Raw genomic sequence first — 13,713 nt, 5'->3', positions numbered from 1 at the left:
AGTTGCGAAGCGCCGCCAGGAAATCGCTCGCAATCAGGATCCGAATACCAGCGCGCGCAACTTGGTGATTTACTGAACCCTTGGTTGATCCTGCAATCCTGCACCGTATAAACTGACGAAAGTGTTGATCAGGCCACCAACAGGGGACGTGTCTTGTCTGACGGGACGCCCGGAAACGACGATCTCGACGGCACGGCCCTGGACGACACCCTCCACGGCCTGGCCGGCGACGATACCCTGTCGGGGCTGGACGGGGACGATCTCCTTCACGGCGATGGCGGCGACGACAGCCTGGACGGCGGCGACGGCGACGACACCCTGAGCGGCGGCGCCGGCGCGGACACCATGGATGGCGGCGCGGGTCGCGACTTCGTCTCCTATGAAGATGCCGCGGGCGGCGTCGATGTCAGCCTGCACCTGTTCTCCTTCAGTTTCGGCGGGGAAGCGGCCGGCGACGACCTCGACGGATTCGAAGGGGTCATCGGCAGCGCCTTCGCCGACACGATCGACGGCAGCTGGGCAAGCGACGAGCTGCGGGGCGGTGACGGCGACGACAGCCTGGACGGCGACAGCGGCGACGACCTGCTGATCGGCGGCGCCGGCAACGACACCCTCTATGCCGGGGTCGATCCCGGCCATATCTCCGGCACCAGCGGCAACGACACCCTGATCGGCGGCGCCGGCGCCGACATGCTGATCGGTCACGGGCCGACCGAGTACGGGCCCGACCAAACCGACACGGCGTCCTACGTGACGGCTGCGGCGGCCGTGGTCGCCGACCTGGCAAACGGTGGCAGCCAGGGCGATGCCGCCGGCGACAGCTATACCGAGATCGAGAATCTCATCGGCTCGGCCTTCGACGATACCCTGGTCGGCGACGATGGCGACAACCGCCTGCAGGGCGGCGCCGGCAACGACAGCCTGGACGGTGGCGCCGGCCGCGATACCGCCAGCTATGCCGATGCCGGCGTGGCGGCGCAGATCGACCTGTCCACCGGTTTCATGGCCGGCGCCGCCGCGGGCGACACCCTGACGGCGATCGAGAACCTGGCCGGCACCGCCCATGACGACAGCCTGGCCGGCGACAGCCTCGACAATGTCCTGGAGGGGCTGGCCGGCGCGGATACCCTCGACGGCGGTGCCGGGGACGACACCCTGGCGGGCGGCGCCGGCGCCGACAGCCTGGTCGGCGGGGCGGGCATGGATGCCGCATCCTATGCCGCCACCTGGGACAAGGTCGCGGCGGACCTGTCCACCGGCGGCCTCCAGGGCGATGCGGCCGGCGACAGCTATGACGGCATCGAGGGCCTGATCGGCGGTCGCAGCCACGATACCCTGAGCGGCGATGGCGGCAACAACGTCCTGTCCGGCGGCGACGGCAATGACAGCCTGACCGGCAATGACGGGGACGACAGCCTCGACGGCGGCCGCTGGCAGGACAGCCTGTCCGGCGGCGATGGCGATGACAGCCTGCAGGGCGGCGACGGTCACGACACCCTGGATGGCGGCGCCGGTGCCGACAGCCTGGTCGGCGGCGCGGGGACGGATATCGCCAGCTATGCCGCCGCCGCCGACGGCGTGGCGGTTTCCCTCGACCTTGGGGGCAGCCTGGGTGAGGCGGACGGCGACAGTTTCGCCGGTGTCGAAGGTCTGACCGCGTCCGCCCATGACGACACCCTGGGCGGCGACGCCGGCGCCAACCTGCTGGATGGCGGCGGCGGTGCCGACAGCCTGGAAGGCGGCGCCGGCGACGATACCCTCGCGGGCGGGACCGGCGCCGATACCCTGCGCGGCGGTGCCGGGTCGGACACCGCCTCCTACGCGGCGGCCGGGGGCGCGGTGGTTGCGAGTGTGGGCGCGGGCGGCAGCCTCGGCGAGGCGGACGGCGACAGCTATGACGGCATCGAGAACCTGACCGGCTCCGGCTTCAACGACACCCTGTTGGGCGATGACGGCGACAACCGCCTGGAAGGCGGCGCCGGCGCCGACAGCATTGACGGTGGCGATGGCAGCGACACTGCCAGCTATGCCGGCGCGTCGACGGCGGTGCAGGTCGACCTGTCCACCGGTTTCGTGGGCGGCGGGGCCGCCGGCGACACCCTGACCTCGATCGAGAATATCCGCGGCTCCAGGCATTCCGACAGCCTGACCGGCGACGACCAGGACAATGTGCTGGAAGCCTTCCTCGGCAATGACACCCTTGTCGGGGCGGGGGGCGACGACACGCTGGTGGCCGGCGATTACGGCGCCAGAACGATGGTGGGCGGGGATGGCAGGGACGCCGTGTCCTACATTGCCGCCGGCGGCGGCATCGGGGCGGACCTGTCCACCGGCGGCACCGGGGGACATGCCTATGGCGACAGCTATGACGGCATCGAGGACCTGATCGGCTCGACCTACGACGACACCGTCATCGGCGACGGTGCCGCGAACCGCATCGAAGGCGGCACCGGCGACGACACCCTGCGCGGCGGCGGCGGTGACGATACCCTGGCCGGCGGCGACGGCGCCGACAGCCTCGACGGCGGCGAGGGCAGCGACACGGCGAGCTACGCCACCGCCGGGGCGGGGGTGCTGGTCAATCTGTCGAACGGTTCCGTCGGCGGCGGCGCGGCGGGCGATACCCTGTCCGGGATCGAGAATATCGCCGGCAGCCAGCACGCCGACACCCTGGAAGGCGACATGCTGGGCAATACCCTGTCCGGCGGCGATGGCGACGATTCCCTGAACGGCCGCACCGGCAGCGACCTTCTGGCCGGCGGTGCCGGCGCGGATACCCTGATCAGCCTGGTCGGCGATTCCACCCTGCTCGGCGGCGACGGCGATGACAGCCTGCTGGGCGGCTACGGCCGGACCACCATGGTCGGCGGCCTAGGTGCCGACACCTTCGTCGCCACGACCGACGATCAGGCCGGCAGCAACATCATCTCCTACGCCGACGCGCTGGAAGGTGTCGCCTTCGATGTCCTGACCGGCGGCACGGCCGGCGAGGCGGCGGGTGACGTCTTCGAAGGGGTGCCGCTGTTCTTCATCGGCTCCGCCCATGACGACACCATTCATGGCGGCGAATTCGACCTTACCCCGGTGGTGGGCAGCTATATCGATGCCGGCGACGGCGACGATATCGTCATCGGCCGCGACGGATATGACAGGCTGCGGGGCGAGGCCGGCAATGACAGCCTCAGCGGCGGCGGCAACAACGACCAGCTGTTCGGCGATGCCGGCGACGATGTCCTGGATGGCGGCGCCGGCGTCGACGCCCTGCATGGCGGCGACGGGATCGATGCCGCCAGTTACGAAAGCGCCACGGAAGGTGTGGTCGCAGACCTGGCCGTTGGCGGCAGCCTGGGCGATGCCGCCGGCGACGGCTATGACGATATCGAGAACCTGATCGGGTCAGGCCTCGACGACACCCTGACCGGCGATGCCGGGGACAACCTGCTGGCAGGCGGCGGCGGGGACGACAGCCTGGATGGCAGCGACGGCGACGACACCCTGGTGGGCGGCGCCGGGGCCGATACCCTCGACGGCGGCGACGGCAGCGACACGGCGAGCTATGCGGGCGCGGCGGGGGTCACGGTCGACCTCGCCAGCGGGACACAGGTCGACGGTGTCCACGGCGGCGGCACCGGCGACCTGATCGCGAATGTCGAGCATCTGGTCGGATCCGCCTTCGCCGACAGGCTGACCGGCGATGCCGGCGCCAACCGGCTGGAGGGCGGCGGCGGCGGCGATACGATTGTCGGCGGTGCCGGCGACGACACCATCGACGGCGGCATGACCGACACGGGCTATGGATCGTTCCGTGGCGGTGACGGCGCCGACCTTGTGCAGGCGCAGGCCTCGGCGGCAGGCAGTCTCTCCGCGTACGGCGAAGCCGGCGATGACACCCTTCGGCTGGCGTCGGACGGCGGCGGCATCTACGCCGACGGCGGCGCCGGCGACGATGTCGTCGAGCTCTCCGGGGCGGGGGGCTCTGTCTATGGCCGCGATGGCGACGACCGGATCGATGTCGCGAATGCCGGCGGCTATGCCAGTGTCGACGGTCATGCCGGCGACGATGTCATCGCGATCGTCGCCACCGGTCCGGACAGCGCCAGCTACGCCTATGGCGGCGCCGGCGACGACAGCATCGCCATCGATGCCGGCACAGGCCTGTCCTATGCCCGTGGCGATGACGGCAACGACACCCTGCTGGGCAGCGATGCCAGAGACAATTTCGAAGGCGGCTTCGGCACCGACCTCCTGGTCGGCGGGGACGGAAGCGACGTCCTCCATGGCGGCAGCGGCGACGATATCCTGCATGCCGGTCCGCTGCCCGGATCGGGGTCCGGCGCCGCTGCGACCCAGGACAGCCTGGACGGCGGCGACGGCAATGACCTGCTGTACGCACAGGGTGGCGGCGCCGCGACCCTGATCGGCGGCGCAGGCTACGACCTGGTCGACTATGGCGCGGCGGCGCAGGGCATCGCCATCGACCTTGCCGCCGGCACGCAGGGCGGAGCAGCAGCGGGCGACAGCCTGGACGGGCTGGAACATGTCGCGGCGACCGGTTTCGAAGACACCCTCACCGGCGGTGGCGGACGCAACCTGCTGCTCGGCCGCGCCGGCGACGATATCCTCGACGGCGGAGCCGGGCGCGACACGCTGGACGGTGGGGCGGGCGCCGACCTGCTGACCGGCGGTGCCGGCGACGACCGCTTCGTCTACGACCTGGGCACCGACACGATCGCCGATTTCGACCAGGCCGGCGACGATGTCATCGACCTGTCCGCGCTGGGCCTGTTCGCCGACGGTGCCGCGGCGCTGGCGACCGGCACGCAGCAGGGCGCCGACATCGTCTTCGACTTCGACGGCGACGGCACGGCCGACCTGGTGCTGCGCGACACCGCCCTGGCCGACCTGGATGCCGGCGACATCCTGCTTGCGGGCGACCTGTCCTTCACCCTGCAGGGCGGCGCCGGCGACGATCTTCTGGAAGGCGAGGGCGCGGCCGACAGCCTGTCCGGCGGCGGCGGCGACGACACGCTGTACGGCGGCGGCGGCGGCGACAGCCTCGATGGCGGCGCCGGCCTGGACATCGCCAGCTATGCCGGCGCCACCGCTGCCGTCCGGGCCGACCTGTCCGGCGCCACGGCGGGCAGCGGCGATGCCGCCGGCGACAGCTATGCCGGGATCGAGGGGCTGGCCGGCTCCGACCATGACGACACCCTGATCGGCAGCGACCAGGGCGACAGCCTGCTGGGGGGCGCCGGCGCCGACCTGCTGCTGGGCGGCGGCGGCGACGATTACCTGGATGTTGGCACCGGCCTGGATACCGTCGATGGCGGCGCCGGGACGGACACCATCGCCTTCTCGCTGGGCGGTTTTATCGGCGTCACGCTGACGGTGTCCGGCACCGCTGGCAGCGCGGTCTACGAATACGCCCCCTATGGCAGCACCGCGCCGGCCGTGACTTTCACCGGCATCGAGCGGGTGGAGGGCAGCAGCGGCTGGGATGTGCTGTTCGGCGATGCCGGGGACAACCACCTGTCCGGCCTGGAGGGCCGCGACGAACTCTATTCCGGCGGTGGCGATGATTCCCTGTTCGGGGGGGAGGGCAACGACGCGCTCTTTGTCGAAGGCGCCGGGGCCAATCTGGTCGATGGCGGCGGCGGCGACGATGCGGCCTACTACTACGCAGCGGCGGCCGGCGTCGCGATCGACCTGGCCGGCGGCACGACCGGCGGCGCGGCAGCCGCCGACACGCTCATCGGTATCGAGAACGTCCATGGCGGCATCCATGGCGACAGCCTGACCGGCGATGCAGGTGCCAACCGCCTGTGGGGCTATCGCGGCGACGACCGCCTGGAGGGCGGCGACGGCAACGACCAGCTCGATGGCGGGGACGGCGACGACAGCCTGTGGGGCGGCGCCGGCGACGACGAGATCGATGCCGCCAGCGCCGGCGACGACCTGTACGACGGCGGGCTGGGCCATGACATTGTCAACTACGGCTGGGCCGGCTCCGCGATCGCCATCGACCTGGCCGGTGGGATCCATGGCGGCTTCGCCGCCGGCGACACCCTGACCGGGATCGAGGAGATCTGGGGCACCCGGCACCATGCCGACAGCCTGGCCGGCGACGGCGAGGCCAGCCTGATCATCGGCCTGGGCGGCGACGACAGCATTTACGGGGCGGGGGGCGACGACACCCTGGCCGGCGACGGCGGGTCCGACCTGCTGACCGGCGGTGCCGGCAACGATGTCTTCGTGGTCGGGAAATTCGCCTATGGCGACTATGGCGCGCAGATCGCCTTCGACTATGTCGCCGGCACCACCACCGTCACGGATTTCGACCGCGATGGCGACGACCGGCTCGACCTGAATCCGCTGGACCTGTTCGACGACCCGGCGGAGGTGCTGTCCACCGCCATGCAGCAGGGCGCCGACGTGGTGTTCGACCTGGATGGCGACGGCGGCATCGACCTGGTGCTGCAGGATGTCGATCTTGGCGACCTGACCGCGGCGGACTTCATGGTCGGCGCGCCGTCGCGGATCTCCGAGGAACGCTATGGCGGCACCGGTGCCGACCTGATCGATGCCGGGGATGGCCGGGACACGGTTCATGGCGGTGCCGGCGACGACACCCTGGTCGGCGGCTCCGGGCGGGACCGGCTGGAGGGCGAGGATGGCGACGACAGCCTTGTCGGCGGTGCCCATGCCGACACCCTCGACGGCGGCGACGGGGTCGACACGGCGAGCTATGCCGGTGCGGCCGAAGGGGTCCGTGCGCATCTGCAATGGGGCGGCCTGGCCGGCTACGAGGCGCTCGGCGACGTCTTCCTCGGCGTGGAGAACCTGACTGGTTCCGACCATGCCGACACCCTGCAGGCCGATGGCGGCGACAACAGCCTGGCCGGTGGCGCGGGCGACGACCTGCTGTCGTCCTGGGACGGCAATGACAGCCTGACCGGCGGCGCCGGCGACGACAGCCTGATCGCCAATGGCGGCGGCGCCGACCTCTATGACGGCGGCGCCGGCACCGACCTGGTCAGCTACCAGAACGCCGCCGCCGCGATCGCCGTGGACCTGGGCGCCGGCACGACCGGCGGCGCCGCGGCGGGTGACACCCTGGCCGGGATCGAGGATCTCGAAGGATCCGGCCATGCCGACAGCCTTGCCGGCGATGCCGGCGGGAACCGGCTGTCGGGCGGCTCCGGCGCCGACAGCCTGTCCGGCGGGGCCGGCGACGATACCCTGACCGGCGGCGGGCATGGCGACAGCCTGGATGGCGGGGCGGGCGTCGACACCGCCTCCTATGCCGGCAATGGCTATGGCGTGCAGGTCAACCTCGCTACCGGCGCGACCGGCCTGGGTGCGGCCGGCGATACCCTGACCGGGATCGAGAACCTGGACGGCTCCGGCCTGGCCGACAGCCTGGTGGGCGATGCCGGCGCCAACCTGCTGTCGGGTGGCGGCGGCGCCGACCGGCTCGAAGGAGGGGCCGGCGACGATACCCTGGCCGGCGGGCTGGGCGCCGACACCCTGCGCGGCGATGGCGGCATCGACACCGCCTCCTATGCCGGCGCAGCGGAAGGGGTGCGGGCGCATCTGCAATATGGCGGCCTGGCGGGTGCCGAGGCGCTGGGCGACGTCTTCAACGGGGTGGAGAACCTGCAGGGCTCCGACCATGGCGACACCCTGCAGGCCGATGGCGGCGACAACCGGCTGGAGGGCGGCGCCGGCGACGACCTGCTGTCGTCATGGGACGGCGATGACAGCCTGTTCGGCGGCGCCGGCGACGACACCATGGCGGCGAACGGCGGCGGCGCGGACCTCTATGACGGTGGCGACGGGATCGACCGGCTGAGCTACCTAAACGCCACCTCCGGCGTAACGGTCGACCTGGCGGCAGACAGCACCGACGGCGGCGCGGCGGGCGACACCGTGACCGGGGTGGAGAACCTGACCGGCTCCGACTTTGGCGACACCCTGGCCGGCGACAGCCTGGAGAACGTCCTGACCGGGCTGGACGGCGACGACCGGCTGACCGGTAACGACGGCGACGACCTGCTGTCGGGCGGCCTGGGCGCGGACAGCCTGATCGGCGGCGCGGGCCGGGACACCGTCTCCTTCGCCGGGGCGGAGGAAGGGGTCCGGGCGCATCTGCAATATGGCGGCCTGGCCGGGGCGGAGGCCCTGGGCGACGTCTATAACGGCATCGAAGCGCTGACCGGCTCCAACCTGGGCGACACCCTGCAGGCCGACAGCGGCGACAACCTGCTGGACGGGGCGGGCGGCAACGACCTGCTCTCGTCCTGGGACGGCAACGACACCCTGACCGGCGGTGCCGGCAACGACACCCTGATCGCCAATGGCGGCGGCGCCGACAGCTATGACGGCGGTGCCGGCATCGACGAGATCAGCTATTTCAACGCCGCCGCCGGTGTGGTCCTGGACCTGTCGACGGGCAGCCTGGGCGGCTGGGCCGCCGGCGACAGCATGTCCGGCTTCGAGCGGGCGGAGGGCTCCAACAGCCACGGCGACAGCCTGACCGGCGACGCGGGCGCCAATACCCTGCGCGGCCTGGGCGGCGGCGACCTGCTGGACGGCGGCGACGGCGCGGACCGGCTGGAAGGCGGCAGTGATGCCGACACCCTGATCGGCGGCCTGGGCGCGGATACCCTGCGCGGCGATGGCGGCAACGACACCGCCTCCTATGCCGGCGCGACGGAAGGGGTGCGGGCGCATCTGCAATATGGCGGCCTGGCCGGCGCGGCAGCGCTGGGCGACGTCTTCAACAGTGTCGAGAACCTGATCGGCTCCGACCACGACGACACCCTGCAGGCCGATGCCGCCGACAACCGGCTGGAGGGCGGCGCGGGCGACGACCTGCTGTCGTCGTGGGCCGGCAATGACAGCCTGATCGGCGGCGCCGGCGACGACACGATGGCCGCCAACGGGGCGGGCAGCGACCTCTATGACGGCGGCGCCGGGATCGACGAGGTCAGCTACTACAATGCCACCGGCGGGATCGCGGTCGACCTGGGCGCCGGCACGACCGGCGGCGGCGCCACCGGCGACACCCTGGCCGGCATCGAGCATCTGGTCGGGTCCGCAGGCGCGGCCGACACCCTGACCGGCGATGGCGGCGACAACAGGCTCTCGGGAATCGGCGGCGCGGACCTGCTGTCGGGCGGCGCCGGCGACGATACCCTGGACGGGTCCGGCGGCGACGACACCCTGAACGGCGGCGCGGGCGCGGACCTGATCGACGGCGGCGGCGGCACCGACACCGCCTCCTGGGCCGGCGCGGCGGAAGGCGTGTCGGTGGACCTGGGCAGCGGCACCACCGGCGGCGGCGCAGCCGGCGACACGGCCACCGGGATCGAGGACCTGGTCGGCTCGGCCCATGGCGACAGCCTGACCGGCGACAGCCTGAACAACCGCATCGACGGCGGCGACGGCAACGACATCCTGTCCGGCGGCATCGGCATCGACCGGCTCTATGGCGAGGGCGGCGACGATACCCTGGTCGGAGGCGCGGGCACCGACCGCTTCTGGGGCGGCGACGGGGTGGACACCGCGTCCTATGCCGGCGCGTCGGAAGGGGTGCGGGCGCATCTGCAATGGGGCGGGCTGGCCGGCGCGGACGCGCTGGGCGACCTGTTCTTCGATGTCGAGAACCTGGTCGGTTCAGACCATGGCGACACCCTGCAGGCGAACGGCCTGGACAACAGCCTGGAGGGCGGCGCCGGCGACGACCTGCTGTCGTCCTGGGACGGCGATGACAGCCTGGCCGGCGGCACCGGCGACGACACCCTGGTGGCGAATGGCGGCGGTGCCGATCTCTATGACGGCGGCACGGGCATCGACCGGATCAGCTATGTCAATGCCGGTGCCGGGATCGCCCTGGACCTGGCAACCGGCGCGGGCGGCGGTGCCGCGTCGGGCGACACGGTGTCGGGGATCGAGCATGTCGAGGGTTCCGGCCATGCCGACACGCTGACCGGCGATGCCGCCGGCAACCTGCTCGCCGGCCTGGGCGGTGCCGACCTGCTGGATGGCGGCGACGGCGACGACACCCTGGTCGGCGGCGGCGCCGGCGACAGCCTGACGGGCGGGGCCGGCACCGACCTGGCCAGCTATGCGGACAATGCCTATGGCGTGCAGGTCGATCTTGGCGCCGGAACCACGGGCCTCGGTGCCACGGGCGACATCCTGACCGGGATCGAGAACCTGCTGGGCTCCGCTCATTCCGACACCCTGACCGGCGACAGCCTGGACAACGCGCTGCGCGGCCGGGACGGCAATGACAGCCTGTCCGGCGCCGACGGCGACGACTGCCTCGAGGGCGGCGCGGGCGACGACATTCTCTCGGGTGGCGCAGGCAGCGACCGGTTCGTCTACACATCCGGTACCGACATCGTCACGGATTTCGGCGCCACGGATGTCATCGACCTGATCGCCCTGGGCTATCTGGAGGATTCCGCCGCTGCCCTCGCCGCGGGCAGCCAGCAGGGCGCGGACGTCGCCTTCGACTTCGACGGCGACGGCAGCACGGACCTGATCCTCCGGAACACCTCCATCGGTGCGCTGGAGGTGGAGGATTTCTACATCGTCAGCGGTGCGCCGCTCTCCGCCGTCTACGACTTCGGTGCGCCGGGGACGGCCGGGGCCGACCTGCGCGACGGTACCTCTGCGGCTGACTATCTCGAAGGCCTGGCGGGCGATGACAGCCTCTCCGGCCTGTCCGGCGACGACCTGCTCAATGGCGGCGCAGGCGCGGATCTGCTGGATGGCGGCGAGGGGACGGATACGGCGACCTACGCGGATGCAACGGCAGGCGTCGCTGTCGACCTGAAACTGGCGGTCCAGGTGGGGACCGGCGAGGCGGCAGGTGATCGCCTCCTTGGGATCTCCAACCTGATCGGATCGAACCATCGCGATACCTTGACCGGCGATGACGGGGACAATGTGATCCGGGGCGGATATGGCCGGGACTGGCTGTATGGCGGCGCCGGTAGCGACACCCTGCTTGGCGGCGAAAGCTCCGATGACATGCTTTTCGCCGATTCCGGCGACGGCGTCGCCGACCACTACAACGGCGGGGTCGGTGGCGGCGACCAGCTGTCCTACGAGTTCGCCGACGCGGCGGTGACGATCGACCTGCAGGGCGGTGCCCATGGCGGTGCCGCACTGGGCGACACGATCCTGGGCATCGAGAAGGTCCATGGTACCGACTTCGGCGATACGATCATCGGCGATGACGATCCCGGCGGGTCCGCCCTCACCGCTGACAGACGGTACTATTACGGACTTGACGGCGACGACAGCCTCGTCGGCGGTGCGGCCGCCAACCTCATGAAGGGGCATGACGGCAACGACACCATTCTCGGCGGGGTCTGGAACGACACCCTCTGGGGAATGGACGGCGACGACCGGGTCTATGGCGGCAGTGGCGACGACGAGATCGCCGGGTTCGGCAATGGCAACGATCTCTACGACGGCGGCGAGGGGACGGACTATCTTTACTTCGCCTCCGCGACCGCCGGGGTCTTCATCGATCTGACCAGCGGTGTCACGGGCGGTTTCGCCGCAGGCGACACCCTGAGGTCCATCGAGCAGCTCGGCGGCGGCGCGCATGGCGACACCCTGGCCGGGTCGGCCACAGACGATCTGATCATCGGCTATGCCGGCGACGATTCCCTCTCCGGCGGTGGCGGGGACGACACCATGTCGGGCGGGTCGGGGAACGACACCCTTGCCGGCGGCGCTGGCAACGACGTTCTGGTCGGGGATGTCGGCGCCAACAGCCTGACCGGCGGGGCGGGCGACGACAGGTTCGTCTACGGCCGGACGTCAGTCGAACGTGGCGGGTCCGGCGCCGCGAGCGAGACGGTCGGGGCCATGACGGTCTTCGACTTCGACCAGGATGGCGATGACGTCATCGACCTTCGCGAGGCGAAGTACTTTGCGACCTCCGCCGATGTCGCCCTGACGGGTGTCCAACAGGGGACGGACGTCGTGTTCGACTTCCAGGGTGACGGCATCGTCGACCTGGTCCTGAAGGACACAGTGCTGGAAGCCCTTGCAGCCGCCGACTTCATTGTCAGCGGCGTGGTGCTGCCGACCTATGACTGGACACCGGAAACCCTGACCGGCAGCGCCGATGCCGATCTTCTGGACGGTTCCGGCGGTGACGACGTGCTGAACGGGCTGGGCGGCGACGATACGCTGGTCGGTGGACCGGGCGCCGACACGATGGATGGCGGGGAGGGCATCGACACCGCCTCATATGCCGGCAGTACGACCGGTGTGCATGTCGACCTTGGGAATGCAGGTGCGCAGTTTCCCAGCGGTACCGAAGCGTCGGGCGACGTCCTGAGCGGTATCGAGAACCTGTTGGGATCGGACTTCTCCGATCAGCTGTCCGACGGGTCCGGCAACAACCTGCTCGACGGAGGGGCGGGGAACGACTTTCTGTCCGAAGGTGCCGGTGACGATACGCTGCTCGGCGGCGATGGCGATGACTATCTGAAAGCGCGGGGGGCCGGTGCCGACTACCTTCCCGTTCCCGGCGACGGATCGGATTACTTCGACGGTGGGGCGGGCATCGATCAGCTCCGTTTCGCCGACTTCCTGGAGGGGGTCGCTGTCGATCTCGAAGCGGGCACGACGGGGGGCGGCGCCACCGGCGACACCATCACAGGCATCGAGAATATCGTGGGGACTTCCCACGACGACACGTTGCTTGGCGACAGCCTCGACAATGCGCTTTCGGGCGAGTCGGGGAATGATCTGATCGATGGCCGTGCCGGCGACGATAAGCTGTACGGCGGCGATGGCGACGACAGTCTCGATGGCGGTCAGGGCAGAGATTATATCGACGGAGACTTAGGGAACGACCGGATCTCCGGCGGTGCAGGCTGGGACGGGATGATCGGGGGCGAGGGCGACGATATCTTCGTCATCGATGGCATGGACCTGTCCAGCCTGGCGGATCCGGTATTCGACTTCTACGGCGATCCCGTCGCCACCGGGGAAGCCATTGCAGACTTCTGCGACGAGGGCGACGACACGATCGACCTGACCGCGTTGAACCTGTTCGCCTCCCCTGCCGAGGCACTTTCGCTCGCCATGCAGACCGGCAACGACATCACTTTCGATTTCGACGGTGACAGCCAGACCGACCTGATCCTGGAGAACACCGCTCTCGGCATCCTGACCGAAGACGACTTCCTGGTCTGATCCCGGCCCTCCCCGCCGCTGCGCTCGGAACCGTGCGCCGGTCGGTGCCGTTCCCTGCCTGCAGACCGCCGGAAGGCCGGCGGCACAGATATGGAGTACGGTCATGAATTGGGACCAGGTCGAAGGCAATTGGAAGAAGTTCACCGGCGAGGTGCGCCAGCAATGGGGCAAGCTCACCGACGACGAAGTGCATGAGGTCGGCGGCAACCGCGAGAAGCTGGAGGGCAAGATCCAGGAGCGCTATGGCCAGTCGCGCGAGGACGCGAAGCGCGACGTCGATCTCTGGCTCGCCCGGATGTGATCATGAAGGACGCACCCAACGAGACCCGGGCCCGCAAGGGCTTTCGCCAGGAGGTGCTGGAGGAGGATCCGGCGCTGGGCGAGAAGGGCAATGTGTCCCAGGGCGGCCGCGCCGGCCATGAGGTGGCCCGCAAGGTCGGCACAAGGGACGAAAAGAAGCGCGCTTTCGAGCGCCCGGCC

The 13,713-nt window shown here is 70.5% G+C and carries 2 protein-coding genes; both read left to right on the top strand.

Features of this window, described 5'->3' with window-relative positions:
* Positions 1–153 precede the first annotated feature (153 nt).
* Positions 154–13,233, top strand: coding sequence for a hypothetical protein (locus tag ACFOGJ_RS12210; protein ID WP_379900698.1), 13,080 nt, complete (start codon positions 154–156; stop codon positions 13,231–13,233).
* A 103-nt stretch (positions 13,234–13,336) separates the two neighbouring features.
* Entirely contained in the window at positions 13,337–13,534 is a 198-nt protein-coding gene (locus ACFOGJ_RS12205) for a CsbD family protein (protein WP_379900696.1), read from the top strand.
* The last annotated feature ends 179 nt before the right edge of the window (positions 13,535–13,713 follow it).

The organism is Marinibaculum pumilum (assembly GCF_042646425.1).
Taxonomy (GTDB): Bacteria; Pseudomonadota; Alphaproteobacteria; order Ferrovibrionales; family Ferrovibrionaceae; genus Marinibaculum; species Marinibaculum pumilum.
Note: the sequence above shows the minus strand (reverse complement) of the source record. Positions and strands in the feature narration are given on the sequence as shown.

What these genes read in the sequence shown, in the direction of transcription:
- ACFOGJ_RS12205 (WP_379900696.1), top strand. Translation starts at nt 13,337, where the DNA reads ATGAATTGGGACCAGGTCGAAGGCAATTGGAAGAAGTTCACCGGCGAG.